At 36.6% G+C, this 2,981-nt stretch carries 4 protein-coding genes; 3 read left to right on the top strand and 1 reads right to left on the bottom strand.

Translation table 11 applies throughout. The features are described 5' to 3' along the window. Nucleotides 1-996 (bottom strand): fructose-1,6-bisphosphatase (locus tag BG20_RS01010; RefSeq protein WP_010189758.1); only part of this gene is annotated, 996 nt, incomplete at its 3' end. Between the two features lie 131 nt (nt 997-1,127). On the opposite strand from BG20_RS01010, the gene tuf reads away from it, so the two are divergent. From tuf to BG20_RS01025, 3 genes are read left to right on the top strand one after another with little or no spacing between them, the layout of a single operon-like run. Then, nucleotides 1,128-2,426, top strand: coding sequence for a translation elongation factor EF-1 subunit alpha (gene tuf, locus BG20_RS01015; RefSeq protein WP_007401852.1), 1,299 nt, complete (start codon nt 1,128-1,130; stop codon nt 2,424-2,426). 10 nt (nt 2,427-2,436) lie between these two features. Continuing rightward, nucleotides 2,437-2,745, top strand: coding sequence for a 30S ribosomal protein S10 (rpsJ, locus tag BG20_RS01020; RefSeq protein WP_007401851.1), 309 nt, complete (start codon nt 2,437-2,439; stop codon nt 2,743-2,745). Nucleotides 2,746-2,774: 29 nt separating this feature from the next. Continuing rightward, on the top strand, nt 2,775-2,981 hold the full coding sequence (locus BG20_RS01025) for an RNA polymerase Rbp10 (protein WP_048096958.1): 207 nt from the start codon (nt 2,775-2,777) through the stop codon (nt 2,979-2,981).

A 2,981-nucleotide genomic window follows, 5' to 3' on the forward strand; every position in this document is an offset into this window, starting at 1 on the left:
ATGGATGAATCCTTGGCTTCTCATTGCAAGCGCTTTCTTTGTTGCAATCTCTCTGATGTAATCCCAATCTGGAGTTGAAAATCCGTCAAATGGTCCTGTAAATTTTCCATTGTGCATACTGAAGACTAGTGCCTGAACAATTGGAATGCAAAAATTGATCGATGCAGGAGAATTTAGTTTTACTGGCATTAATGGCATGTTGTGACTGCCTCTAGTATTACCTGCTACGTAGTGTGGATTATTAAAAACACTTCCTACTTCTTCTGTTGCTGGAAAATTCTTTTGTGTTCTGATTAAGCATATTGGATCATCTTTTCCTACATAAGTTCCTGCAATGTTGTGCAGTCTATCTGTTGATGCGGCAAGAATTGGTTCTCCTTGTTTTGTAGTGACTGTTGAAACAACATATCTGCCAGGATACATTAATGCAGCTTCAATAGTTGGTTTGTCTTCCCACAATGAAAGTTTTGCAATTTTACCTTCTTCAACATCCATTACATTAATTATTACTCCACTTGCAAGTGATTTGTTTACAATCAATCCCGTGTTGCTTAAACTATCTACAAACATTCTGTAAATTGGATAGTTAAATGCACCTGGTTCTGTTTTATCTGCTGCAAAAACTGTAAATGCTTCATTAGGTCTTTCTTCAAATTCCATTTCTGCAACACCTGGACCCATTCCTTTTACATTTCCAGAAAAGGAATCTTTTAGGAGATCTTGACCTGCTCCGTAAAGTCCTTCTTGTTTTGCAACTTGAGTTCCTGCCATAAATGCATCCCAAGCTAATTTGTGAATTTTATCATTATCTGTACCATGTGTATGTGACATGACAATGTGGACATCGTCTCCACAATATCCAATGTAATAATCGATCAATAAATCACTAGAACTTTTTACTGTTTTTCTAACTGCCTCAATTAATCCATCACTAGGTCTGGTATGTCCACCGATTCCTCCTACATCTGCTTTGATAACTGAGACAGTAATTTTCATGAGTTAACTCATTTTCACTTTGATTTATGTGTAGTTTTTCGAATTTTCTTGATTTAAAAATTCTAGATTTTTTTTCTATTTTTTTTCAAAAATTCATAACAGTAATAAATCCCCTCCAACACCGATTTGATATGGCAGATAAACCACACTTGAACCTGATTGTTACAGGTCATATTGATAATGGAAAGTCAACAACTATGGGTCATTTCTTAATGGATCTCGGTGTTGTAGATGATAGAACTATTGCAGCACACGCAGCCGAATCCGAGAAGACCGGAAAAGGTGACACTTTCAAATACGCGTGGGTTATGGATAATATTAAAGATGAAAGAGAAAGAGGAATTACAATTGATCTCGCTTTTCAAAAATTTGAGACACCAAAATACTTCTTCACATTAATTGATGCTCCTGGTCACAGGGACTTCATTAAAAACATGATTACTGGCGCTTCTGAAGCAGATGCCGCCATCTTAGTACTTTCTGCAAAAGAAGGTGAAACTGACACTGCAATTGCTGCAGGTGGTCAAGCAAGAGAACATGCATTTTTACTAAAAACACTAGGTGTAGGCCAACTTATTGTTGCTATCAACAAAATGGATGCAGTTGAATACAAAGAGGCAGCATTCAAAGCAGCAAAAGAAAAAGGCGAAAAACTAGTTCGTTCTGTTGGTTACAAATTAGAAAACGTACCATTCATTCCAGTTTCTGGATGGAAAGGTGACAACTTGGTTAAAAAATCCGAGAACATGTCATGGTACACTGGAAAGACACTCATTCAAGCATTTGATGACTTTACAGTAGCTGAAAAACCAATTGGTAAACCACTACGTGTTCCAATTCAAGACGTTTACACAATTACCGGTGTAGGCACTGTACCAGTAGGTAGAGTTGAAACCGGTATAATGAAAGCAGGACAAAAAATTATTGTAATGCCTTCTGGCGCTTTAGGTGAAATCAAATCAATTGAAACCCATCACACAGAAATGCCAACTGCAGAAGCAGGTGATAACATTGGATTTAACCTCAGAGGTATTGAAAAGAAAGATATCAAAAGAGGAGATGTACTTGGAACTCCAGACGCACCACCAAAGGTTGCAAAAGAATTCAAAGCACAAATTATAGTAATTCATCACCCAACTGCAATTGCACCTGGTTACACTCCAGTAATGCACTGTCACACTTCACAAGTCGCAGCTACTGTAACTGAATTCTTACAAAGAATTAACCCAGCTACAGGAGCAGTTGAAGAAGAAAATCCAAAGTTCCTTAAAGTCGGTGATGCAGCTATTGTAAAAATTAGACCTGTAAGACCAACTTGCATAGAAACTTTCCAAGAATTTCCTGAAATGGGTAGATTCGCACTCAGAGATATGGGTGCAACTATTGCAGCAGGAATTGTTAAGGAAATTACTGAAGAGTACAAACCATAGGTTGAGTTGAATGACTCAGACTGCTCGTGTTAAATTAACTAGTATCAGTCTGCCTAAACTCGACGGTGTTTGCAACGAAATTATGGGCATTGGTAAAAAAACCGGTGTTAAAGTTAAAGGTCCAACCCCACTTCCTGTTAAAAAATTACATGTTGCAACAAGAAAATCTCCATGTGGTAACGGAACTGAAACTTATGAAAAATGGGAAATGAAAATGCATAGAAGAATAATTAACATTAGTGCTGACGATAAAGCAATCAGACAACTCATGAGACTAAAAATTCCAGATGATGTCTACATTGAATTATCTCTAACGTAATCTGGTAGCCTTAAATTATAGAAATTTTGATGATAAATATGGCAGAAGAAAACATGGAATCTGAAATTATTGAAGAACCAACAGAAACATTTGAGGTACTTTACTCTTGTTTAAGATGTGGTACTAATGTTTCAAACACTGAATTATTCAGATTACCTGAAATCAAATGTATTTGTGGATTTAGAGTATTTACCAAAGTTAGACCACCTGTAGTTAAAACAGTAAAAGCAATCTAG

This window comes from Candidatus Nitrosarchaeum limnium BG20 (assembly GCF_000241145.1).
GTDB lineage: Archaea > Thermoproteota > Nitrososphaeria > Nitrososphaerales > Nitrosopumilaceae > Nitrosarchaeum > Nitrosarchaeum limnae.